Below are 19920 nucleotides of genomic sequence, written 5' to 3' on the forward strand. Positions count from 1 at the left end.
CGCCACTGAGGCGGGTTGCATGGCATGTGTGGGGTCCGGGGTTATGGGGTCGTCGGACGGATTTGAGTCCAAGAAGCTGGGAGTTCCCGCAGCCGGCGAACACGGCGGCGGTCGCGATAGCGCGCTCAGTCCCTTCACCGGGCTTGGTGAGGCCAGCGCCAACCTCGTCGAGGTCCACGGCGTCATCAAATGGTTCGACGCCTCAAAGGGCTACGGCTTCATCGTTCCCGACAATGGCTGGCCCGACGTGCTCCTGCACGTTACCGTGCTTAGGCGCGACGGCTTCCAGACTGCCTACGAGGGCGCCCGCATCGTCGTCGAGTGCATTCAGCGCGCCAAGGGCTACCAGGCCTTCCGCGTGGTCTCGATGGACGAATCGACAGCGATCCACCCGGCACAGATGCTGCCGCCGCGGACCCATGTCACGGTCACCGCGACCAGCGGGCTCGAGCGGGCCCAGGTCAAGTGGTTCAACCGGCTGCGCGGCTTCGGCTTCCTGACCTGCGGGGAGGGCACCCCCGACATCTTCGTGCACATGGAGACGCTGCGCCGCTTTGGCATGACCGAATTGCGGCCCGGCCAGTATGTGCTGGTCCGCTTTGGACCGGGCTCCAAGGGCATGATGGCGGCCGAGATCCATCCCGAGACGGGATCGCCGGGATTGCAGTCGCACTAAGGCTGCTTACTCCCGCAATCGTGAGCAAGGGCGCGCGGTCAGGATCGTGCGCCTTTTCTGGCTTTTGTCGTGATCGCCGCGTAAGGATTGCCGCAGTCCCACGCCTTGAGCGCCGTTCCGAGTGCATCCCATGAAGCTTGATCGAAACACTGTCTGGTCCCTTGCCAGGGGCTGGCTTGCCGCCATCCTCGTCGTCGCCGGTTTCGCCATCGCAAGCACGCCTGTCCGTGCCGCCAGCTTCCAGCCGTTGGAGATCGTCACCAAGACCGGCGTGCAAGTATTTTCGGTGGAGATGGCGACCACGGACGAGGAAAAGCAGACCGGGCTGATGTACCGCAAGGAATTGGCCGACGGCAAAGGCATGCTGTTCGACTTCAATCCCGAGCAGGACGTGTCGATGTGGATGAAGAACACCTACGTCTCGCTCGACATGATCTTCATCCGCACCGACGGCCGCATCCTGCGCATCGCGGAAAACACCGAGCCGCTGTCGACCAAGATCATCTCGTCCCAGGGCCTTGCCCGGGCCGTTCTGGAGGTGCCGGCGGGCACGGCGCAGAAATACGGCATCCGCCCCGGCGACCGCGTCGGCCACCCGCTGTTCGGCAGCAAATAGGGCCGGCTTGCGGGGCCATTGTCGCCTTGCTGACGGCTTCGAAAGCTTGCTGGCGCCTTGGCAAGCTTGCTGGCGCCCTGGGAAGCGTGTATCGACGGGGCTCACCGGACATTCGGGGTATAGCGCAGCCTGGTAGCGCGGCAGTTTTGGGTACTGCAGGTCGTTGGTTCGAATCCAGCTGCCCCGACCAAATCATAGCATTATCAATGGCTTAGCAGTCTCGCTTTTTGGCGCGGTAGTGCCAAGGTGGCCTTCGGGTGGCTTTTTAATTTTCGGTTGGTCTTATCGCATTCTCAATCAAGGCCTTTTGCCAAGCGAGGACTTCGTCGAGAAAGAAGCCGACCCGCATCGGTGCTATTGAATACATCTTTGGAAATGTACCGAGCTTCACCTTCCGCTCGATTGTGGCCCGGCTTACCGGGATCCTCTTCAAGACATCCTTGATCGAAATCATTTGTCGAACCTCCGAGGCTGGGCTCGATGGTGCTGGTTCTGCTCGTTTCATTTGCGCTCGCTTCATCCGCGTCTCCGATCTGAACGGCCGCGTTTCGCAGCCGACTCGCTGCCGACATCGGGCCGGCCTCCGCGCTGAGACTCACAATCTCGGCGTGACGACGAGACAAACCCGCCCGAATTAATATGTCGACTATGGACCGTGGTTTTATAAACAACAAAATGTTCGCTTCCGTGAATGGACGGACGGGGACTCGTTGCCTGGAATTTGCGGAGACATCGCGTCGATCGCGGCCTCTCTCAGGAGAAGCTCGCCGTGGACGCGCAGGTGGATCGCACTTACGTCAGCAGCTTGGAACGGGGGATCGAGAACCCCACTGTGTTGGTACTCGATAGACTTGCAGCGGCACTTTCAATTCCCATTTCGGAGCTGTTTCGAATGCCATTGCGGGGCGAGCGACCTCCCAAGCCGCTTTCCGGTGGGCGCCGCTCAAAGCAAAAGGGCCGGAGCGCGAAAGCGTGAAACGCAAATATTGCAATATGCAACAGGGATTTCGTCTTCAACGCATTGAGTTGATTGTAAATTGTCCAATTTCACGGTTGCGAATCCGTTGCTGATAACGCTGCGCTCGTCCTGCCACGACGTTCCCCAACGGCTGCGGGATCGGTACGCTGCACCAACGCTCAATCTCAAGGAGTTGTGGGTATGGCTCTGACGATCATCTGCGTGACTGGACCCGGCCGTACGGGCAAGAGCAGCATCATCAAGGAATTCACCGAGAGACATCTCAAGTACAAGAGAGACGGGGGCGACGTTCTCGGCATATTTCCAATGCCGCGACGGAAATACGCCATCGGCGTTTCCGGAAGCGGGGACGCCCTCAAATTCATCCTTCGAGGCGAGGAGTTCGTGACTCGCTACGATGGACTCAGAGCGATGATTGTCGCCAGCCGATCAGAGGGAGAGACCATTCAAGAGGTGAGGCGGTTCGCGAAGGCTAAGAAGGCGTCTCTCTATGAGATCGAGACGACGAAACTCGCCGAGAGTCGGCAGCACGCTGCGATATTGAAGAACGTCGCGAGGATCAAGCGACTTCTGCCTCGTTGAACATCCGCGCGGGACATTTTTGATCCTGCCGGCGTTCCGCCGAGAATTAGGTGTCGTCGCCCAGGTCAGTGCGGACGGGATATCCCCGACGTTTCGCTTCCTTCAGGTAATCAATGATTGACTGCGGGAGCGGTCGCTTTTCGCCGCGCCTGCGCCGTCGGGTTGCTTCAATCTCCTCCTTCCGGATCACTGCTGCCTCGTGGCTAAGGCCGAACATTGTCTTGATGTCCTCCACCGATGCCCCCTCCGGGATGAGGTGCTCAGGCGCAAGGATGCGGGGAGCCAACCGGCGAGCTTCCGACTCTTGAGAGACGATGCGCTTCACTGAGACCTCAACGGCCGACTTCACGGGGCTGCGGTTCAGGTGCCCCTTGTGTTTGAGCAGATAGTGGGACAGTTCGTGGGAGACCGTCATTCGCGCGCGCGGTTCTCCTCGCTGCATAGCAACGAAGACGCTTTCCCGCATGCTGATCTCGATGTCGTCTGAGTACCACTGCGCTTCCGCATCGGGCATTTCTTCGTCAGGCACGCGCCTGTAGCCGAAGCCGGGGTCGACATGTTTGAGCTTGGAGATGATCGTCATCATGTCCGGCTTAATCTGGTACTCGAGGCCGACCTTCCGGAGAAACGTCCGTGCAATGTCCTCAAGCTCTTCGTCGGTCTTGTGCATCGGTAATATCCCCACAGGCATAATACCCCTTATGGTAGGAGGTGGCGGTTCCCACCACGAAATCAAGGGTCACAAGAAATTTATATAAGTAAGCGCTACTGACCGATCTCTGGAAATTGCCCGCGGCGTCCTCGTCGCGTTCGACCTAAGACTAGATCGACTCGCAGATCGGCGCTCAAGAGATGAAGCCCGACGAAGCCGCTCAGAGCATGAAGTCGTTCGACGATAAGAAGCGTCAGGAGACGATCAAGGGCTTCTACTTGCACAAAATGAATTCATTCGTGCAGCAGCTCAAGGTGCCCAACCGTGAAGCCGGCACTCACCAGGAAGTCTCGATCAACACATACGCGATCGACAAATAACCGGCCACCTGACGATCACGACGGCGACAGCGCGCGGCGCGACCGAGATCAAGGGTAACTGCGCCCGCTAGAGCCGGGTCACCATACGCAGCAACTGGTTGGCGAAGCAGATCATGTCGACGACCTCGCGCGGCTCGTCAAACTTGACCTCCTCGTGCGCCGCCGGATTGCGGAAGATCGAGAACGCGCCGGTGAACAGTTCGCGCGTCGCCGCGCGCTCCTTCTTGTCGGCGCCCTTCATCAGCGGTCCGCCCGGTCCGAACGCCTTGTTCATCAGATCGACGCCGCTCTCGCCGGCCAGGCTCGCGTCCTTCGCGCGGACCCGCACCTCGACCTCCTTGAAGGCGCGGAACACGGCGGTGTCGTAGTCGCCACGCACGAACAGCGGCTTGACCTGCGCCATCACGATTGGATCAAGCCCGTCCGGAAACATGGATTCCTTCTTCCAGGCGTCGAAGTTCGTCTCCTGGGCGACGCGACGGCCGGCGCGCGTCACGAAGAAGCCGTGGCCGTGGATGTCGTTCGGACGGTGCGCTATGAATCCCTCGCGCGCGAGCCAGCCCCACGCCTCCATGAAGCGCTCGGCGATCTGACCGTTTTCGACCATCAGCATGAAGTTGAAGCGGTGCGTCTCCGCCTGCGGGCGGGCCATGTAGCGCAGCATGTGCACCCCAGGTCCTCGGGCTCCATCGTCAGGATCTGCTCCCGCGGCGGAAAGTTGCGCATGAAGGAATCGATTTGGTCCTGGTTAGCCATCGGCCCTCAGCGTTTGGGACAGGGCCACGACTTGGTCAGGGCCTCGGCGAACATGATCGGCGGCAGGCCGTCGCGTTTCGCCGGGTTGTCCTTGAGGTAGGCGCAGAACACGTCGGTCACTTGCTCGATCGTCGCGCGCCGCGGCATGCAGTATCCGACGACGCGCTGCAGGGCGAAGTCCACCTGGGCGTCGTTCTTCGGCATGTCCTTGCTGAAGTTGCGCGTGTCGTCGATGACGGCGGCGGCGTGGGCGGCGGAGTCGTGGAGGCCGGCCACATAGCTGAAGGCGGCGCGACGGTCGTTGCGGCACCAGTCGTAGACGTCGTTGCCGGAGTAGAACGCGGTCGGCGGGACCTCGGCGGCCAGCGCCGGCGGCGCGAGGCAGACCGCGATCAACGCTGCGGCAGCGGCCCTCATCGCTTGGCTTTCTTCTTCGCCGGCTTGGGTTCGGTCGGGACGAACACGCCTGTCTTGGCCCAGTCGGTGCCGATGCGGTTGACCTTGCAACCCGCCTTCTCAAGCCGATTGGCGAAGTCGTTGCGGCTGTCGAAGTCCTCGCCGAGCGCCGGGATGTGGCGGCCGAACACGTCGGAGAACGGCTTGATGCGGCCGATGCGCACCATGACGGTCTTCTCGACGTGACGGGCCATCGCCATGCCGGCCTCGAACAGCACGTTGGGGCGTGCCTGTCCCTGCGGTTTGCCTTCGCTGTTGCGCTCGTCGGGACCGACGAATTGGTCCTTGAGCTGCACAAGATCGTCGGGCGACAGCATCACGACCACGGCCTGCGCCTGGTCCATGACCTCGTCGATGACGTTCCCGACGTAGGGATTGTTGCCCTTGGCGGCCGCAAGCGCCTGCTGCCATTCCTGCGGGGCCAGGCCGAGCGCGCGGAGGAAGTCGAACATGGACTTGCGCAGCGCTCCGTCGCGGCCGTGGACCACGAACACCGTGTTGTCCTTGGTCCGGCGCTTCTTCGCCGGCTTGAGTTTCGAAGACGCTGCTCGGCGCCTGGGAGCGGCGCGCTCGACCACCTCGCCGTCCGGATCGGTTGGGTCGTATTCCCGGCCGACGCTGCCACGGCGGAGTGCACCCCGGATCTCGCCACGCTCCTCCGGCGTTGAGAAGCGATGGACGTTGATGTCGTTGCGCATCGCCAGCACCAGGGCGGCGAGATGCCGGTCGAGCGCGGTCTCGTTGGAGATCCGTTGGATGCGCGGATAGACGGCCTTCACGCCAATCCCTAGCTTGTCGGCAATACGCTCAATCAGGGCTTGGTTGATCTTCGCCAACTCAGGCTGCCTTCTTCTTGCGGGGCTTGCGGCCGCCCTTCTTCTTCGCCCGGAAGCGCGCGAGCCGGACGTAGCCCTCCGTCACGCCGATCAGCGCGGCGATGTCGCGGTCCGAGAACCCGACGTTGCCGAGGCGAATCGAGGCGTCGTCGGCCTCCATGTCCTTGACCACCAACAGGCCCAGAAGGGCGGCGATCTTGTCGAGCGCCGGCGTCGCCTGCTGCCGTTCGCCCTCAGCGGCGAGCGCGCGCCTTTTTCTTGCTGCCTTTTTTGCCATTACCCTTCGCCTTCGATTGGTTGTAGCGGGCGACGCGGACGGATTCCGCGGTCGACCCCGCCGCCTCCGCCGCGTCCTTCGTCGGCAATCCCAGGCCCTCTAGGAACTTCACCTTGTCGAGGACCTCCTTGTACTTGGCGGGCTCGCGGTCGGTCGCACGGTCGAGCGCCAGCCTGGCCAGGCTGCGTCCGATCACGGGGAGCCACGTCGCGTATTCCGAGTCCTCTTCGGCCATAGGTATACCTGCGGTTGAGCGAATCGCAGAAAGGGTGACGGTCGCCGGTTCCGGAGTCTAGAGTTCCATGTCCGGAAAAGCGGGCTATCCATGGAAAAGTGACTCTGATTCAGTGAGTTAAGTCCATATTTCTGGACTACATCTCCGATCGGCGAAGCGCCGGGCTGCGCGACCCACCTTCCATTCGATTGCGCTTCTGGAGCGCTAAGATTGGCAGAGGTCACGTTTGCGCGTTTGGCCAGTCCGGCCGCAAACATCACGGCCGCTGGTTGCCGCGTTTAATTTGCATCTTGCCAACACGTGCTGCTCAAACACGACTTGATTCCGGAGCCGGAGAAGCTGCGCAGCAAAGTCCCCGTGAGCCCGCAGCGCTGAAGATCTATAAGGCCACCCGGGGTGGCCAACTTGCGAGACTGTTTGCATTCCGGTGAACGTGGTGAAGAGGTGGAACTTAACAACTTCAATGACCTACCTGTTTCAGCTCGTTTCAACATCGCCACCAGAATGCAAATGCAAACGTTTTGGGTACTGCAGGTCGTTGGTTCGAATCCAGCTGCCCCGACCAGTCCCGACGTTGATGTCCTCAGCCTCGGTGTCCTCAGCCTCTCGCGGCGCAACCTGGCCTCAGGACAGCACCCAGTTTGCCAGGCGCCAGGCGAGCCAGCCGAGGGCGCAGATCCAGCCGACCATCGCGATCGCCGCGATCCCGAGCCAGCAAAGCGCAAACAGCGATGTTCCGGGCTCTTGTGCCTCAGGCAGTTTCTCGGTCGTCTCAACGTGGCTCACAGCAGCTCCCTGCGTTGTGGCGTGCTGTTCATTGGTCTCCACTTGCTGCTGATAATTCACCGGCCCCCCCTCCACCTCACGGGGACGTGAGACGCTTCGGCTGGCCATGCCGACGCGCGCTTGCGTCCGCTCTGAACAGTCGGGAAGAACCTGCAACTCGTTGCAACACAATTGGTTGCTGCCGGCTGGCCGGAAATCGATGGCGGCGGACGCGTACCCGTCTCAGCGCCCACGGGCACGCACACCCTTTGCGAGTGTGCTTCCCGAGTGACACCTCGAATCCAGAAAGAATGGTAGGTGTTGCGAAACCACTTCCGGGGGAAATCAGCCAATGAAAAAATTGCCACTCGCGATCGCCATTCTGGCGATGAGCGCCAGCAGCGCGTTTTCCGCCGATCTCGCCGCACGGCCCTACACCAAGGCGCTGCCGATGATCGCCACCATCTATGACTGGAGCGGCTTCTACATCGGCATCAACGGCGGCGGCGGCTCCGCCCACACCTGCTGGGATCTGGTCGGTTTCGGCGCGGAAGGATGCCACAGTGCAACAGGCGGTACCGTCGGCGGCCAGGTTGGCTATCGCTGGCAGTCGGCCAACTGGGTGTTCGGCCTCGAGGGGCAGGGCAACTGGGCCGACTTCTCGGGCAGCAATACCACGCCGGTCGGCGGTAACCCGCTTGGCGGCGGAAGCATCCGGACCCGGATCGATGCGTTCGGGCTTGTCACCGGCCAGGTTGGCTATGCCTGGAACAACGTCCTTGCCTACGTTAAGGGCGGCGCCGCGGTCGTAGGCGACAAGTACGACGCGATCTTCGCCGGTGTCGTGGTCGATACCGCCAAGGGAACGCGCTGGGGCGGCACGGTTGGCGCCGGCCTCGAGTTCGGTTTTGCGCCGAACTGGTCGGTGGGCGTCGAATACGACCACATTTTCCTCGATAGCCAGAACACCACGCTGACGGCGGGTCCGGGCGGTGCCGCCGTCGGCACCATTCATGTTCGCCAGGACGTCGACATGGGCCTGGTGCGCCTGAACTATCGTTTCGGCGGCCCGGTGATCGCGAAGTACTGAGTTGAGCGGGGCGGCGGTGCCAACGCCGGCCGCCCCGGCCAATCAGTCCTCACTGCTCGCACTGATATTTCGTCGCGGTCATGACGCCTGTTTCTGGCGTGTGCCGCGTTGAAGGAGAGGGTGGCGCGCGCAAATTGTGCCGCGCCCGGGGTCTTCTTCAGGCGAGGTTATCATGTCGATCAGTGCAATTGCTTCGTCCTCCGCAGCGGTGACGGCGACCCCGTCCACATCAGCGACGTCGTCCGCAGCGTCTTCGTCGACGTCGGCAACATCATCAACGTCCGCGACGTCGTCGACATCAGCGACCTCGTCGACCTCAGCAACGTCCTCCTCGCAATCGGCGGGTGGAAGTTCTGGCTCCGGAGGCGGCGGCAGCTCGTCCAAGAGCATCGTCAGCGAGGTCTCGACCACCTCCAACGGGATGACGACGACGACGATCACCTATTCCGACGGGACCACCGAGGTGCAGACATCGCCGGCCAACTCGCAAGCCAGTCAAGGCAATCAGTCGGGACAGACCTACAATTCGCAAGGCGCGCTTAGCGCCAACGCCAACAGCGCTTCGGCCGCGAGCAGCGGCGTCTGAATGGCAATCAATCGCTGACACCAAAGGCAGCTCAAACGCTGCGCCGAACCCTCAGCGATTGTTCTTCGTGAAGCGCGATTTCTGCGATTCTTGCTGGAGTTAAAGCAGTCAACCGGCGCAGAATTAGCAAAGCTTCATCGAACCTTTGGGGGTCGCCGCAGACATATGGATGTTGGGGATTTCAGCGCCCAATGCCTAAACGGACGCCGCCAAGCGATGATACTCCGCTTGCGCGGCGTTGCGCTTTTTAACCGACTGCCCGCTCAGTTCAGGGCGTACCAACCGGCCGGGAATGGGATCAGCGGCCAGACCCGATAATTGTCGTTGGCGCCTTTTGGCAATTTAGCGGTGGCCGGCTTTGCAACCGGCGTCGGGGGCGGCGAAACGACCGCCAGATGTAAATATCCACATTGCAAATTCATGATCATCAACCTGCGCAGTCAATTCTTTTAAAAATCAGTCTGAGTTCGAAATCACCCAGCACGCTCCCTGCAAACGGCGCGCTCATTCTCAAATCGCGCACGCATCATAGGAAAGATAGGCAAGCGTTTCAACCGGCGAGGCGGCTTTGTGCGCGACAAGTAAGGTTGATCGGTTAGGTTAAGCGCGATCCGTCGTTGCAGCCGTTTTCGCGGCTGTTATCAATCCAGTCCGGCACGCGACGATGGGCGATCAGCAGGCTTACACAAGATCACATTCGTCGCGGCCTTCGTTTCGCGCGAGTTGTCTGTCATGACTTTCGATCTCACGTCCAAAACTCTCAGTCCGCGGTCGAATTGGACCGAGATCTGGCACCTCTGGACCGTGATCGTGCCGCGCCGTTCGATCAACGGGCGGCTCGTCTACGGCAAGGTCTGGCGCCGCCACGACGGCCGCGACTGGATCTACAAGAAGTTCACCGAGTACGACGGCGAAGCGGCGGCCTGAGCTTGCGCCGCTGCCGCCTGGCTCACGCGGCCTTCTCTCAAGCGGCCTTCTCTCAAGCGGCCTTCTCTCAAGCCGCCTTCTCTCAAGCAGCCTTCTCTCAAGCAGCCTTGGCCGCCGTCGCCGCCGGTTTGGCCGGCGGTGGCTTCAGCGGCTTGTCCTGCCGCTTCGACCACGAAATGTAGTAGGCCACCGTCGTCATGATCGCGATGCCGGCGATGCTGACGAAGAGCTGCGCGAACACCGAGCCCGAGCTCATCGACAGCTCGAAATGGCCGACGAATGACAGGAAGACGCCGACGCAGAACACGGCGAGCGACTGCTGGCCGCACACGATGACGGGATCGAACACTTTCCACTCGAGGCCTGGCCAGTCTTTCGGCAAGAAGCGGATCACGAGGATGACGATCACGACGAAGTGGATGAAGCGGTAGGGCGCAAGGTTGGTCTTGTCATTCGGGTTGAACGCCGAGAACAGCCATTCCGGGAACATCGCGGCGAGGCTCGGGAAGCGGCCCGCCATGGTCATGATCAGTGCGAACAGGAGATAGCCGAAACACAGATAGATCGTGATCGGCGAGTTGATCAGCTTCCCCGATCGCCGTGCGCCGCCCATTGCGCACCAGGCGCCGAACACGAACAGCACCTGCCAGCAATACGGGTTGAAATACCATTGGCCGGCCGGATAGGCGTTCAGATTCCAGCCGAAGTGCCGTGCGGAGAGCCACAGGATAATGGAGACCACCATCGTCAGGTCCGGCTTGCGCAGCATGAACCACAGCACCGGTGGAAACAATCCCATCAGCACGATGTAGAGCGGCAGCACGTCGAGGTTGAGCGGCTTGAAGCGCAGGAACAGGCCCTGCCGCAGCGTCTCGGTGGCGTTGTCGACGAGGCCGGCGACGTTGAACTCGTTGATCATCTCGGAATCGCCGAAGCGCAGCGCCAGATAGCTGATCGAGGCGATGTAGATCACGAACAGGATGATGTGGGCGACGTAGAGCTGCCAGACGCGCTTGGTGAGGCGGGTGGCGCCGACCATGAAGCCGCGCTCCAGCATCATCCGCGCATAGACGAAGGAGGCGGTGTAGCCGGAGATGAAGACGAAGAGGTCGGCGGCGTCGGAAAAGCCGTAGTTGCGGGTCGTGATCCAGTTCACGATGTTGTCGGGGATGTGGTCGAGGAAGATCGCCCAGTTCGCGACGCCACGAAACAGGTCGAGCCTGAGGTCACGGCCTTTTTCAGGGAGCGTGGCGTTGATGTTCAGGAAGGCCATGCGACGGGAGCTTTCGAAGGGGACGGATACGCCGAAGTCTGCGAGGCAGTATCGCCGGGCGGGGTCCCGGCGCGGAGGGCGGGTACGCGATTGTCACGGTGCAGCATAATGACTATACCCGTCGGCGAGGTACCGGGGGGCCGGAATCACCGATCAGTTCCCGAAAAGTGTCTCTATACTATGCCCGCGGTTTCCACCAACTGCTACCGTGACGCATCGAAATCGAACGAAAAGACGAAGAGGGCCGGACAGCCAATGACCGCACGCATTTTCAAGCCCGCCAAGAACGCGATGCAATCGGGCCGGTCCAAGACCAAGGAATGGCAGCTGGATTACGAGCCGGAGCAGCCGCGCGCAGTCGAGCCGCTGATGGGCTGGACGTCGTCGGGTGACATGAAGCAGCAGATCACGCTGCGCTTCCACACCAAGGACGAGGCGGTCGCCTATTGCGAGCGCAAGGGCATCGCCTACCAGGTGATCGAGCCGCAGGAATCGCTACGCCGGCCGGTTGCCTACGCCGACAATTTCTCGTTCCGCCGCGGCGAGCCCTGGACGCATTGAGCCTGTCCATATCGGAGTGAATCGTCATGCCCGGGCTTGTCCCGGGCATCCACGTTCTTCGTGCTGCGTGGCTAGGCGTGGATGGCCGGGACAAGCCCGGCCATGACGACCGGAGAGCTATCGGCTGCCTAAGTCCCCTTGGAGCCCTTGGCACTCATTCCGTCGCGTGCTTCGCTCTCGCGAGGCATGACGGGATCATGACGAGGTGGGTATGGGCGGGCGTCTCCAGCTCGACGGCATCGATCTAAGGATCTTATCCGAGCTTCAGCAGGACGGGCGCGTCCGCAACAACGAGCTGGCGCTTCGCGTCGGCGTCTCCGCGCCCAATTGCCTGAGGCGGCTGAAATCCCTGTTCAGCCGCGGCGTGATCCGGGCGATCCGCGCCGTCATCGACGAGCGGCTGCTCGGCTATGAGGTGGTGTCGTTCGTCGCGATCCAGCTCGGCAGCCAGGCCCAGCCGGTGCTGGAGGCCTTTGAGAGCTCGATCACCGCGATCCCGCGCATTCAGCAGTGCTGGCGGATTTCGGGCGACACCGACTATCTGCTGAAATGCGTGGCGCCGAGCGTCGAGAGCATGCGCCAGCAACTCCTGCATTTCGCCGCGATGCCGAATGTGAAGAACGTCCGCAGCTTCCCGGTGCTGGGCGTCGCCAAGGACGTGCCGTTGCCGGTGCAGGAGGCCGCGGCGGCGGGGTAGGGGCCGCTGGCCTCGCCTTGTTCCTGAAAATTCGAAATGTTGGAGGTGGCGTGTCGCCAAGCCGATTCGGATAATGTCATAAAAGCTTAGTAACTCACCTAACTGTGACATGTGATTTAAACAGTCCTGCAATGCACTGAGCCGTGATTGTGGGGTGCGGTGCCGAGCCTACATCCGAACTGTGAACCCTTGGCGTGCGTCGCATGCCGCGGACTCTTTTGTGGGATCCTGAAGCAGGAAAAGACACCATGACCTCGACCTCGAAGACGTTTGTCGCATCGGCTGCGACGCTGTTTGCCTCTGCGTTTCTGATCATGACCGCTCCGGCTGCGAAAGCTGACGATTTCTGCATCACCAACGGCGCCCAGGCCGCCCACGGCTGCGGCTACCCGACGATGGAAGCTTGCCGGGCGGCGTCTGCTGGTATGGGCGGCTCGTGCTCGCAGAGCGGTGGCGCAAAGACCACGAACGATGCTCTCGCGTTCCAGCCCAAGCAGACGCGGTCGCGCACCAAGCTTCGCTCCGGCGCGCAGACCAACTCGAACTAACGCCTGAAATCGAGACCGGTTTCGCGACTTTGCGGCCTCCGGGTTTGATCCCGGGGGCCGTCAATTTATGACAACCAGGCGACAGCACGCTCGTGCGCGCCCTAGCGATACCTGCCGCGAAACTCGCGTGGGCTAGCGCCGGTCCAGCTGCGGAAAGCGCGGGAGAAACTCTTTTCGTTGCGGAAGCCGGCGATCTCCGCGATCCGCTTGATCGGCACCCGTCCGCGCATCAGCTCCTGCTTGGCGAGTTCGAGCTTCGCTTCCTCCTTCAGATCGCGCAGCGAGGTCGCTTCCTCGCGCAAGCGGCGGTGCATGGTGCGGGTGGAGAGCGCCAGCTCGCTTGCGACATCCTCCGCGCCGAGAATGCGTCCGCGCGCATCACGCAGCACACGCCGGACACGCTCGACCAGCAGGCGGTCGCGGCGATAGGGCAGCACGGTCAGGCGCAGCGCGCCCTTGAGCATGTTGTCAAGATCGGTCGCGCTGCGGGTCAGCGGCAGCGAGAGATAATGCTTGTCGAAGACGATGCGGGCGCCGTCAGTATCGAAGCGGACGGATTTGCAGAAGATGGTGGGGTAGACCGAGACGTGTTCGGGCTCGGAGTAAGGGAATTCCGCCGCGCGGAGCGCGATTGCGGAATCCACGGCCCAGCAGGAGAAGCCGAGGATGTAGCGGAGCAGGGTGACGAGACAAAACTCGCGGAATGGTCCGAGGTCGCGTGCCTCGCGAATGGAAATGGTGGCAGTCTCCTCGCCGATCGCAAGCTCGAACAGCACGTCCTCGGTGAGCAGGCGGTGATGCCGGCACCAGCGCTTGAGGGCGACTTCGAGATTGGGGGCGGTGATCGAGGCGCGGCACAGCATGCCGTAGGTGCCCCAGGGCAACCGGCGCGAGAACCAGCCGAGCGCCTCGTCGTCGAGCTCGCGCATGGCATGGCCGGCCAGCGCCTCGAACTGGGCGGCCGTCACCCGTCCATCCATCGATTTGACCAGGTCCGGAAGGACCTGCCCCCTGGCCAGTGCATCGGCCGGATCCCGCCCGTAGCGGGAATAAGCGGCGACCACACCGCGGACAAAGGCGGCGGGCGTCATGGCGCGGCGGGGCGTCGCGGTCGCGGCTTGAAACGGCATGGAAAATCCTCGCCAAACTTGGCGGAAAATGCAACCTTTTCGACCGCTACGGCACCCGGGCGAGGATAGGTTCGGGGTCGACAAGAATTCGGAGGAATCGCCTTGAACATCCCGAGCATCGATTTCGATCTGGGCGAAGACATCAGCATGCTGCGCGACACCGTGCGCGCTTTCGTGGAGGCGGAGGTGGCGCCGCGCGCCGCCGAGGTCGAGAAGGCCAATCTGTTCCCGGCCGATCTCTGGAAGCGCTTCGGCGACCTTGGCCTGCTCGGCATGACCGCGCCGGAGCAATATGGCGGCTCCAACATGGGCTATCTCGCCCACATCGTCGCCATGGAGGAGATTTCGCGCGGCTCGGCCGCGGTCGGGCTCTCCTACGGCGCCCATTCCAACCTCTGCGTCAACCAGATCCGCCGCAACGGCAACGACACGCAGCGGCAGCGCTATTTGCCGAAGCTGATCTCCGGTGAGTATGTCGGCGCGCTCGCGATGTCCGAGCCCAACGCCGGATCGGACGTGGTGTCGATAAAGCTGCGCGCGGACAAGCGCGGCGACCGCTACGTGCTCAACGGCTCCAAGATGTGGATCAGCAATGGCGGCGATGCCGACGTGCTGGTGGTCTATGCCAAGACCGATCCGGAGGCCGGCCCGCGCGGCATGACCGCCTTCCTCATCGAGAAGGGCTTCAAGGGTTTCACCCACGGCCCGCATCTCGACAAGCTCGGCATGCGCGGCTCCAACACCTATCCCTTGTTCTTCGACGACTGCGAAGTGCCCGAAGAAAACGTGCTCGCCGGCGTGGGCGAGGGCGTCAAGGTGCTGATGTCCGGCCTCGACTATGAGCGCGCGGTGCTCTCCGGCGGCCCGCTCGGGATCATGGCGGCCTGTATGGACGCGGTGGTCCCCTACATGCACGAACGAAAACAGTTCGGCCAGCCGATCGGCGACTTCCAGCTGATGCAGGGCAAGCTCGCCGACATGTATGCGACCTGGCAGGCCACGCGCGCCTATGTCTACGCGGTGGGGAAGGCCTGCGACCGCGCCAACCACGCCCGCAGTTTGCGCAAGGACGCGGCTGCCGCGATCCTCTACTCCGCCGAGAAGGCGACGTGGATGGCGGGCGAGGCGATCCAGGCGCTCGGCGGCGTCGGCTACACCAACGAGTTTCCGGTTGGGCGGCTGTGGCGCGACGCCAAGCTCTACGAGATCGGCGCCGGCACCTCGGAGGTCCGCCGCATGCTGATTGGCCGCGAGCTGATGGCCGAAACCGCTTAAGCTTTCACGCAATTGGAATTGCCGCGAGATGGGTTCAACCTGTCGCGGTCTCTCACCACGTCACCAGAAACGCGGGACCACATGCCGCTCCATTCCAGTATCGATCCGTCGTCGTCAGATTTTGGGCGCAACGCTGAAGCCATGCGCGCGCTCGTCGCCGACTTACGCGAAAAACTGAGCCAGGTCGCCGGCGGCGGCGGTGAGGCGTCACGCAACCGGCACACCGCGCGCGGCAAGATGCTGGCGCGCGAGCGCGTCGATCTCCTGATCGATCCCGGCACCGCGTTCATGGAGCTGTCACCGCTCGCGGCCTATGGCCTCTATGGCGGCGACGTGCATTCGGCGAGTGTGGTGACCGGGGTCGGGCGCATCTCGGGCCGGGAATGCGTGATCGTGGCCAACGACGCCACCATCAAGGGCGGCACCTATTATCCGATGACGGTGAAGAAGCATCTGCGCGCGCAGGACGTGGCTCGGCAGAACAACCTTCCTTGCGTCTACATGGTCGATTCCGGCGGCGCCTTCCTGCCGCTCCAGGACGAGATCTTTCCGGACGAGCGGCATTTCGGCCGCATCTTCTACAACCAGGCGCAGATGTCGTCGCAGGGCATCCCGCAGATCGCGATCGTGATGGGCTCCTGCACCGCCGGCGGCGCCTATGTGCCGGCAATGTCGGACGAGAGCATCATCGTGCGCAATCAAGGCACCATCTTCCTCGGCGGCCCTCCGCTGGTGAAGGCCGCCACCGGCGAGGTCGTGACTGCGGAGGAGCTCGGCGGCGCGGACGTGCATTCGCGTCAGTCCGGCGTCACCGATCATTATGCCCAGAACGATGCCCATGCGATCGGCATCGCGCGGCGCATCGTCGGCACGCTAAAACCATCGACGCGGCCGAACCTCAACATGCACAAGCCGCGCGAGCCGCTGTTCGCGGCGGAGGAGATTTACGGCGTGGTGCCCGTCGACGGCAGAAAGCCGTTCGACGTGCGCGACATCATCGCGCGCATCGTCGACGGCTCCGAGTTCGGCGAGTTCAAGAAGCTCTATGGCACGACGCTGGTTTGCGGCTTCGCCCATATCTGGGGTTTTCCGGTCGGCATCATCGCCAACAACGGCATCCTGTTCAGCGAGAGCTCGCTGAAGGGCGCGCATTTCATCGAGCTGTGCTGCCAGCGCGGCATTCCGCTGGTGTTCCTCCAGAACATCACGGGCTTCATGGTCGGCAAGAAATACGAGGCCGGCGGCATCGCGCGTGATGGTGCCAAGCTGGTGACGGCGGTCGCGACCGCCTCGGTGCCGAAATTCACCGTCGTGATCGGCGGCTCCTACGGCGCCGGCAATTACGGCATGTGCGGCCGCGCCTACTCACCACGTTTCCTCTGGATGTGGCCGAATGCGCGCATCTCGGTGATGGGCGGCGAGCAGGCCTCGATGGTGCTGAGCCAGGTGCGGCGCGACAATGTCGAGGCCAAGGGCGATAGTTGGTCCAAGGACGAGGAAGATAAATTCCGGGCGCCCATCCGCGCCCAATATGAAAGCCAGGGGCACCCATACTATGCGACCGCGCGGCTGTGGGACGACGGCGTGATCGACCCGGCCGATACGCGGCTGGTGCTCGGCCTCGGCCTCTCGGCGGCGTCGAATGCGCCGATCGAGCCTACGAAATTCGGCCTGTTCAGGATGTGATGCGATGGACCGCTCAAAACTCTACCGGCGTTTCCGCACGCTCCTGATCGCCAACCGCGGCGAGATCGCCTGCCGTGTCGTCCGCACCGCGCGCGCCATGGGTTTGCGCACGGTCGCGGTCTATTCCGAGGCCGACCGCGACGCGATGCATGTCGCGCTCGCCGACGAGGCCGTGCTGCTCGGACCTGCCCGGGCGCGCGACAGCTATCTCAATGTCGAGCGGCTGATCGAGGCCGCGCGAAAGACCGGCGCCGAGGCCGTGCATCCGGGCTACGGCTTCCTGTCCGAGAATGCGGAGTTCGCGCAGGCGTGTTTCGATGCTGGGCTGGTGTTTGTCGGCCCGACCGCCGAGATGATGAATGCGATGGGCTCGAAGTCTGGCTCGAAAGCGCTGATGGAAAAGGCCGGCGTGCCGCTGGTGCCCGGTTATCACGGCGAGGCCCAGGACGACGCGACGCTGTCGAAGGCGGCCGAGAAGGTGGGCTTTCCAATTCTGGTGAAGGCCTCCGCCGGCGGTGGCGGCCGCGGCATGCGGATCGCGCGCTCGGCGGCCGAGCTCGGGCCCGCCATCGTCAGCGCCAAGCGCGAGGCCAAGGCCGCGTTCGGCGATGACCGCATGCTGATCGAGAAATATGTCGACAACCCCCGCCACATCGAGGTGCAGGTGATCGGCGACAGCCACGGCAATCTCGTGTCGTTGTTCGAGCGTGAATGCACATTGCAGCGGCGGCACCAGAAGGTGATCGAGGAGGCGCCGTCGCCGACGCTGAACGCCGCGCAACGCGAAACCGTCTGCGCCGCCGCGCGAAAAGCAGCGGGCGCGGTGAACTATGTCGGCGCCGGCACAATCGAGTTCGTCTCCGACGGCAAGGACGTGTTCTTCATCGAGATGAACACGCGCCTCCAGGTCGAGCATCCCGTGACCGAGCTGATCACCGGGATCGATCTCGTCGAGTGGCAATTGCGGGTCGCCTTCGGCGAGAATCTGCCGCTCAAACAGGACGAGATCCGCCTCAACGGCCACGCCGTCGAGGCGCGCGTCTACGCCGAAAATCCGACCAAGAATTTCATGCCGTCGGTCGGAAAGATCTCGACCTGGCGCTTGCCGGCGGAAGGTGGGGGCCTGCGCATCGATGCCGGTTATCGCGAGGGCGATGCAGTCTCGCCCTATTACGACGCGATGCTGGCCAAGATGATCGCCTGGGCGCCGACGCGGGATGTCGCGATCGAGCGGCTGAACCGTGGGCTGGAGGACTCCGACGTCCGCGGTATCGTCACGAATATCCCGTTCCTGTCGGCGCTGATCACGCATCCAAAGGTGCGGGCGAACGCGATCGATACCGGCTTCATCGAGCGCGAGTTAACGGCGTTGACCTCGGGAGCGCCGGCGCCGTCTGAACTCGAGCTCTGCGCCGCGGTGGCCGCGATCGTCAACGACGAGCGGCAAGCTGCCCAAACGGAAGCGAACTCGCCGTGGCAGACCTTTGGCTGGATGCCCGTCGGTCGGCGCCAGCGCGGCTTTGCGTTCAGAGTTGGTCACGGGCCGGAGCAGAAGATCGCGCTGAACTATGGCAGCGGCCCGTCGACGCTCGTGATCGGCGAACGCGAGCTGGCGTTCGCAATTGCGCCGAAGGAGGGCGGTTTCGATCTGACGCTCGACGGCGTCAAATCGCAGGTCGTGGCCGTGATCGACGGCCATGAGCTGTATCTGCGCACGCGCAACGGCCGCTTCGATCTGCATTGGGTCGATCCGTTCGGCGGCGAGACCGAGGAGCAGGCCGGCGCGGACAAGATTGCGGCACCCTTGCCGGGCACGGTCGTCGCCGTGCTGGCCGAGGTGGGCGCAGCGCTCGAGAAGGGCGCGCTGATCCTGACGCTGGAGGTGATGAAGATGGAGCAGACGCTGCGGGCGCCCTATGCCGGCGTTCTGAAGTCGATCAAATGCAAGGTCGGCGACATCGTGCAGGAAGGCGTCGAGCTCGCCGTGGTCGAGCCGTCGGGTGAGTGACATGAGCGACCAGGTTCGCATCGTCGAAATGGGGCCACGCGACGGCCTCCAGAACGAGAAGATTCCAGTCAGCGTCGAAGCCCGCATCGCCTTTATCGAGGCGCTGGTCGCGGCCGGCTTGCACACCGTCGAAGTCGGCGCCTTCGTCTCGCCCAAGGCGATCCCGCAAATGGCGAGCTCGGATGCGGTGCTGCGCGGCGTGAGCCATTTGAAGCGCGCCGAATTCCACGTGCTGGTGCCGAACGAGAAGGGCTATGACGCCGCGCTCGCGGCGGGTGCGAAAGTGGTCTCTGTGTTTGCCGCAGCTTCCGAGGGCTTTTCGCGCGCCAATATCAATTGCACGGTGGCGGAATCCATCGAGCGCTTCAGGCCGGTGCTGGCGCGCGCCAAGGCGGACGGCGTCAAGGTGCGCGGCTATATCTCCTGCGTGCTGGGCTGTCCGTTCGACGGCGAGATCAAGCCGAAAGCCGTTGCCGATCTCGCCAAGACGTTATGGGATCTCGGCTGTTACGAAATCTCGCTCGGCGACACCATCGGCGTCGGCACGCCTGATAAGGCCAAGGAGATGCTGCGCGCGGTTGCCGCCAACATTTCCGCCGCCAATCTCGCGATGCATTTCCACGACACCTACGGCCAGGCGCTCGCCAATCTCTATGCCGGCCTGGAGGAGGGCATCCGCGTCATCGATGCCGCCACCGGCGGTCTCGGCGGCTGTCCCTACGCGCCCGGTGCGACTGGCAATGTCGCGACCGAGGATGTGGTCTACATGCTTGAGGGCATGGGGATCAGGACTGGCGTGGATATGGAGAAGCTGCTGGCGGCCACGAACGAGATGAGTGGCGTGCTCGGCAAGCCACCCGTGAGCCGCGTCGCATCCGCGCTGAATGCGAAAAAGAAGCGCGCAACTTTGTAGCTCTCGTAGGGTGGAT

The 19920-nt window shown here is 62.9% G+C and carries 25 protein-coding genes and 1 tRNA gene; 15 read left to right on the forward strand and 11 right to left on the reverse strand.

Annotation, left to right across the window (positions count from 1 at the left end; translation table 11 throughout):
* Positions 1-43 precede the first annotated feature (43 nt).
* From ABIB73_RS00095 to ABIB73_RS00105, 3 genes are all read left to right on the forward strand, one after another.
* Positions 44-676, forward strand: coding sequence for a cold-shock protein (locus ABIB73_RS00095; RefSeq protein ID WP_045007223.1), 633 nt, complete (start codon positions 44-46; stop codon positions 674-676).
* Positions 677-806: 130 nt separating this feature from the next.
* Entirely contained in the window at positions 807-1292 is a 486-nt protein-coding gene (locus ABIB73_RS00100; protein ID WP_354220229.1) for a DUF192 domain-containing protein, read from the forward strand.
* A gap of 113 nt (positions 1293-1405) precedes the next feature.
* Positions 1406-1482 (forward strand) — tRNA-Pro (locus ABIB73_RS00105).
* 75 nt (positions 1483-1557) lie between these two features.
* Here the strand turns inward: ABIB73_RS00105 and ABIB73_RS00110 are convergent.
* Complete coding sequence (locus ABIB73_RS00110) at positions 1558-1812, reverse strand: helix-turn-helix transcriptional regulator (RefSeq protein WP_354220231.1); 255 nt, start codon at positions 1810-1812, stop codon at positions 1558-1560.
* A gap of 171 nt (positions 1813-1983) precedes the next feature.
* Between ABIB73_RS00110 and ABIB73_RS00115 the strand changes: the two genes are divergently transcribed.
* Together ABIB73_RS00115 and ABIB73_RS00120 are read left to right on the forward strand one after the other, a co-directional pair.
* Positions 1984-2268: a helix-turn-helix transcriptional regulator gene (locus ABIB73_RS00115; RefSeq protein ID WP_354220233.1), complete on the forward strand. Its 285-nt coding sequence runs from the start codon at positions 1984-1986 to the stop codon at positions 2266-2268.
* Positions 2269-2451: 183 nt separating this feature from the next.
* On the forward strand, positions 2452-2853 hold the full coding sequence (locus ABIB73_RS00120; RefSeq protein ID WP_354220235.1) for a hypothetical protein: 402 nt from the start codon (positions 2452-2454) through the stop codon (positions 2851-2853).
* 46 nt (positions 2854-2899) lie between these two features.
* On the opposite strand, the gene ABIB73_RS00125 is transcribed toward ABIB73_RS00120, so the two are convergent.
* Entirely contained in the window at positions 2900-3523 is a 624-nt protein-coding gene (locus ABIB73_RS00125; protein WP_354220237.1) for an ImmA/IrrE family metallo-endopeptidase, read from the reverse strand.
* A 182-nt stretch (positions 3524-3705) separates the two neighbouring features.
* Between ABIB73_RS00125 and ABIB73_RS00130 the strand changes: the two genes are divergently transcribed.
* Positions 3706-3885: a hypothetical protein gene (locus ABIB73_RS00130; RefSeq protein ID WP_354220239.1), complete on the forward strand. Its 180-nt coding sequence runs from the start codon at positions 3706-3708 to the stop codon at positions 3883-3885.
* Positions 3886-3952: 67 nt separating this feature from the next.
* On the opposite strand, the gene ABIB73_RS00135 is transcribed toward ABIB73_RS00130, so the two are convergent.
* The 6 genes from ABIB73_RS00135 to ABIB73_RS00160 form a co-directional block, all read right to left on the reverse strand.
* A complete protein-coding gene (locus tag ABIB73_RS00135) occupies positions 3953-4549 on the reverse strand; it encodes a TIGR02391 family protein (protein ID WP_354220241.1) in 597 nt (198 codons plus the stop codon).
* A gap of 98 nt (positions 4550-4647) precedes the next feature.
* Positions 4648-5058: a Rap1a/Tai family immunity protein gene (locus ABIB73_RS00140; RefSeq protein WP_354220243.1), complete on the reverse strand. Its 411-nt coding sequence runs from the start codon at positions 5056-5058 to the stop codon at positions 4648-4650.
* Positions 5055-5933: a TIR domain-containing protein gene (locus ABIB73_RS00145; RefSeq protein WP_354220245.1), complete on the reverse strand. Its 879-nt coding sequence runs from the start codon at positions 5931-5933 to the stop codon at positions 5055-5057. The genes ABIB73_RS00140 and ABIB73_RS00145 overlap by 4 nt, the downstream gene beginning before the upstream one ends.
* 1 nt (position 5934) lies before the next feature.
* The gene (locus tag ABIB73_RS00150) at positions 5935-6210 is read right to left on the reverse strand and encodes a hypothetical protein (RefSeq protein WP_354220247.1); all 276 of its coding nucleotides are present in this window, start codon (positions 6208-6210) and stop codon (positions 5935-5937) included.
* Complete coding sequence (locus tag ABIB73_RS00155) at positions 6167-6445, reverse strand: hypothetical protein (RefSeq protein WP_354220249.1); 279 nt, start codon at positions 6443-6445, stop codon at positions 6167-6169. The genes ABIB73_RS00150 and ABIB73_RS00155 overlap by 44 nt, the downstream gene beginning before the upstream one ends.
* Before the next feature lie 624 nt (positions 6446-7069).
* Positions 7070-7231, reverse strand: a complete 162-nt coding sequence (locus ABIB73_RS00160) for an RNA-binding protein (RefSeq protein WP_354220251.1) — start codon at positions 7229-7231, stop codon at positions 7070-7072.
* A gap of 331 nt (positions 7232-7562) precedes the next feature.
* Here ABIB73_RS00160 and ABIB73_RS00165 point away from each other — a divergent pair, with 331 nt between their 5' ends.
* Positions 7563-8300: an outer membrane protein gene (locus tag ABIB73_RS00165; RefSeq protein WP_354220253.1), complete on the forward strand. Its 738-nt coding sequence runs from the start codon at positions 7563-7565 to the stop codon at positions 8298-8300.
* 78 nt (positions 8301-8378) lie between these two features.
* Here ABIB73_RS00165 and ABIB73_RS00170 read toward each other — a convergent pair whose 3' ends face one another.
* Positions 8379-8741 (reverse strand): hypothetical protein, encoded by a 363-nt coding sequence (locus tag ABIB73_RS00170; protein WP_354220255.1) that lies wholly within the window; start codon positions 8739-8741, stop codon positions 8379-8381.
* Between the two features lie 877 nt (positions 8742-9618).
* On the opposite strand from ABIB73_RS00170, the gene ABIB73_RS00175 reads away from it, so the two are divergent.
* Entirely contained in the window at positions 9619-9813 is a 195-nt protein-coding gene (locus ABIB73_RS00175; RefSeq protein WP_354220257.1) for a hypothetical protein, read from the forward strand.
* A 97-nt stretch (positions 9814-9910) separates the two neighbouring features.
* On the opposite strand, the gene ABIB73_RS00180 is transcribed toward ABIB73_RS00175, so the two are convergent.
* On the reverse strand, positions 9911-11086 hold the full coding sequence (locus ABIB73_RS00180) for an OpgC domain-containing protein (protein WP_354220259.1): 1176 nt from the start codon (positions 11084-11086) through the stop codon (positions 9911-9913).
* Between the two features lie 255 nt (positions 11087-11341).
* Between ABIB73_RS00180 and ABIB73_RS00185 the strand changes: the two genes are divergently transcribed.
* The 3 genes from ABIB73_RS00185 (at position 11342) to ABIB73_RS00195 (ending at position 12892) form a co-directional block, all read left to right on the forward strand.
* Positions 11342-11647, forward strand: a complete 306-nt coding sequence (locus tag ABIB73_RS00185) for an ETC complex I subunit (protein WP_354220261.1) — start codon at positions 11342-11344, stop codon at positions 11645-11647.
* A gap of 211 nt (positions 11648-11858) precedes the next feature.
* Positions 11859-12344 (forward strand): Lrp/AsnC family transcriptional regulator, encoded by a 486-nt coding sequence (locus tag ABIB73_RS00190; protein WP_354220263.1) that lies wholly within the window; start codon positions 11859-11861, stop codon positions 12342-12344.
* Positions 12345-12592: 248 nt separating this feature from the next.
* Positions 12593-12892, forward strand: a complete 300-nt coding sequence (locus ABIB73_RS00195; protein WP_354220265.1) for a DUF3551 domain-containing protein — start codon at positions 12593-12595, stop codon at positions 12890-12892.
* A 101-nt stretch (positions 12893-12993) separates the two neighbouring features.
* Here the strand turns inward: ABIB73_RS00195 and ABIB73_RS00200 are convergent, their stop codons facing one another.
* Positions 12994-14022: an AraC family transcriptional regulator gene (locus ABIB73_RS00200; protein WP_354220267.1), complete on the reverse strand. Its 1029-nt coding sequence runs from the start codon at positions 14020-14022 to the stop codon at positions 12994-12996.
* A gap of 147 nt (positions 14023-14169) precedes the next feature.
* On the opposite strand from ABIB73_RS00200, the gene ABIB73_RS00205 reads away from it, so the two are divergent.
* The 4 genes from ABIB73_RS00205 (at position 14170) to ABIB73_RS00220 (ending at position 19904) form a co-directional block, all read left to right on the forward strand.
* Positions 14170-15297, forward strand: a complete 1128-nt coding sequence (locus ABIB73_RS00205; protein WP_502918395.1) for an isovaleryl-CoA dehydrogenase — start codon at positions 14170-14172, stop codon at positions 15295-15297.
* A gap of 81 nt (positions 15298-15378) precedes the next feature.
* Positions 15379-16983 (forward strand): carboxyl transferase domain-containing protein, encoded by a 1605-nt coding sequence (locus tag ABIB73_RS00210; RefSeq protein ID WP_354220271.1) that lies wholly within the window; start codon positions 15379-15381, stop codon positions 16981-16983.
* Positions 16984-16987: 4 nt separating this feature from the next.
* Entirely contained in the window at positions 16988-18991 is a 2004-nt protein-coding gene (locus ABIB73_RS00215) for an acetyl-CoA carboxylase biotin carboxylase subunit (protein ID WP_354220273.1), read from the forward strand.
* A gap of 1 nt (position 18992) precedes the next feature.
* Complete coding sequence (locus ABIB73_RS00220; protein ID WP_354220275.1) at positions 18993-19904, forward strand: hydroxymethylglutaryl-CoA lyase; 912 nt, start codon at positions 18993-18995, stop codon at positions 19902-19904.
* Positions 19905-19920: the final 16 nt, after the last annotated feature.

Origin of the sequence: Bradyrhizobium sp. F1.4.3, from assembly GCF_040548375.1 — a bacterium.
Taxonomy (GTDB): Bacteria; Pseudomonadota; Alphaproteobacteria; order Rhizobiales; family Xanthobacteraceae; genus Bradyrhizobium.

What these genes read in the sequence shown, in the direction of transcription:
- ABIB73_RS00095 (WP_045007223.1), top strand. Translation starts at nt 44, where the DNA reads ATGGGGTCGTCGGACGGATTTGAGTCCAAGAAGCTGGGAGTTCCCGCA.
- ABIB73_RS00100 (WP_354220229.1), top strand. Translation starts at nt 807, where the DNA reads ATGAAGCTTGATCGAAACACTGTCTGGTCCCTTGCCAGGGGCTGGCTT.
- ABIB73_RS00110 (WP_354220231.1), bottom strand. Translation starts at nt 1,812, where the DNA reads ATGAAGCGAGCGCAAATGAAACGAGCAGAACCAGCACCATCGAGCCCA.
- ABIB73_RS00115 (WP_354220233.1), top strand. Translation starts at nt 1,984, where the DNA reads ATGGACGGACGGGGACTCGTTGCCTGGAATTTGCGGAGACATCGCGTC.
- ABIB73_RS00120 (WP_354220235.1), top strand. Translation starts at nt 2,452, where the DNA reads ATGGCTCTGACGATCATCTGCGTGACTGGACCCGGCCGTACGGGCAAG.
- ABIB73_RS00125 (WP_354220237.1), bottom strand. Translation starts at nt 3,523, where the DNA reads ATGCACAAGACCGACGAAGAGCTTGAGGACATTGCACGGACGTTTCTC.
- ABIB73_RS00130 (WP_354220239.1), top strand. Translation starts at nt 3,706, where the DNA reads ATGAAGCCCGACGAAGCCGCTCAGAGCATGAAGTCGTTCGACGATAAG.
- ABIB73_RS00135 (WP_354220241.1), bottom strand. Translation starts at nt 4,549, where the DNA reads ATGCTGCGCTACATGGCCCGCCCGCAGGCGGAGACGCACCGCTTCAAC.
- ABIB73_RS00140 (WP_354220243.1), bottom strand. Translation starts at nt 5,058, where the DNA reads ATGAGGGCCGCTGCCGCAGCGTTGATCGCGGTCTGCCTCGCGCCGCCG.
- ABIB73_RS00150 (WP_354220247.1), bottom strand. Translation starts at nt 6,210, where the DNA reads ATGGCAAAAAAGGCAGCAAGAAAAAGGCGCGCGCTCGCCGCTGAGGGC.
- ABIB73_RS00155 (WP_354220249.1), bottom strand. Translation starts at nt 6,445, where the DNA reads ATGGCCGAAGAGGACTCGGAATACGCGACGTGGCTCCCCGTGATCGGA.
- ABIB73_RS00165 (WP_354220253.1), top strand. Translation starts at nt 7,563, where the DNA reads ATGAAAAAATTGCCACTCGCGATCGCCATTCTGGCGATGAGCGCCAGC.
- ABIB73_RS00175 (WP_354220257.1), top strand. Translation starts at nt 9,619, where the DNA reads ATGACTTTCGATCTCACGTCCAAAACTCTCAGTCCGCGGTCGAATTGG.
- ABIB73_RS00180 (WP_354220259.1), bottom strand. Translation starts at nt 11,086, where the DNA reads ATGGCCTTCCTGAACATCAACGCCACGCTCCCTGAAAAAGGCCGTGAC.
- ABIB73_RS00185 (WP_354220261.1), top strand. Translation starts at nt 11,342, where the DNA reads ATGACCGCACGCATTTTCAAGCCCGCCAAGAACGCGATGCAATCGGGC.
- ABIB73_RS00190 (WP_354220263.1), top strand. Translation starts at nt 11,859, where the DNA reads ATGGGCGGGCGTCTCCAGCTCGACGGCATCGATCTAAGGATCTTATCC.
- ABIB73_RS00195 (WP_354220265.1), top strand. Translation starts at nt 12,593, where the DNA reads ATGACCTCGACCTCGAAGACGTTTGTCGCATCGGCTGCGACGCTGTTT.
- ABIB73_RS00200 (WP_354220267.1), bottom strand. Translation starts at nt 14,022, where the DNA reads ATGCCGTTTCAAGCCGCGACCGCGACGCCCCGCCGCGCCATGACGCCC.
- ABIB73_RS00205 (WP_502918395.1), top strand. Translation starts at nt 14,170, where the DNA reads ATGCTGCGCGACACCGTGCGCGCTTTCGTGGAGGCGGAGGTGGCGCCG.
- ABIB73_RS00210 (WP_354220271.1), top strand. Translation starts at nt 15,379, where the DNA reads ATGCCGCTCCATTCCAGTATCGATCCGTCGTCGTCAGATTTTGGGCGC.
- ABIB73_RS00215 (WP_354220273.1), top strand. Translation starts at nt 16,988, where the DNA reads ATGGACCGCTCAAAACTCTACCGGCGTTTCCGCACGCTCCTGATCGCC.
- ABIB73_RS00220 (WP_354220275.1), top strand. Translation starts at nt 18,993, where the DNA reads ATGAGCGACCAGGTTCGCATCGTCGAAATGGGGCCACGCGACGGCCTC.